Genomic DNA, 697 nt, shown 5'->3' on the forward strand with positions numbered 1-697 from the left:
TGCGCTCGGCATGACAAATTCATCATTTCGATTTTCTTCTTCAATTTTTTTTGATTGCTCGCCCAAGTTTAAGCTGTTTGAATTGTTTAAATCGTTTGAATTGTTTGTATTGTTTATATAAGGTACTACGACTTGTTCATTAACCTGTTCACTACTTGTTTCATCACTAGTACACGACTTGTTCACGACTTGTTCAATGACTGGTTTAAAATTTGAACTGGCACTTTTGGGTAAAGGCTTTAAATCATCGGAGAAATTGAATAAAAAAACATGGCTGCCTTTGAATGGATTGTATGATGGTTCGTATTTGATATACCCTTGTGCATGCAATGCTTTGAGGCATTTGTGATAGGTTGCTTTTGAACTGATTTTACTTATTCGCATTATTTCATCACGAGAAATACTGATTGGGTTTCTGAACCGATTGCAATTCCAGAATTGGAACAATGACATGTATAAACTTACATGCGTTGGATTGAGCAGTTTGTCTTTTGCTACTCTGTCAAAAAATCCTGTTAGGTGTTTTATGTAGTTCATGGTTTAGTGATGAGTGATTAGTGAAGAGTAATTAGTGAATAGTTTAACCGCAAAGACCACAAGGAAGGCGCAAAGCACGCAAAGTCCTTCGATAAGCCCAGGATGACATTCTTAGTGACAAGAAGCATTTGAATGATAAAGTACCTCGTCTGCGCTCGGT

General features: G+C 36.7%; 1 pseudogene. It reads right to left on the reverse strand.

What is annotated here, in order from left to right:
* Positions 1–537 (reverse strand): annotated as a pseudogene (locus tag IAI56_RS15880) (transcriptional regulator); the annotation flags it as partial.
* Positions 538–697: the final 160 nt, after the last annotated feature.

The sequence above is a fragment of the Flavobacterium macrobrachii genome (genome assembly GCF_014486675.1).
Lineage (GTDB): Bacteria > Bacteroidota > Bacteroidia > Flavobacteriales > Flavobacteriaceae > Flavobacterium > Flavobacterium macrobrachii.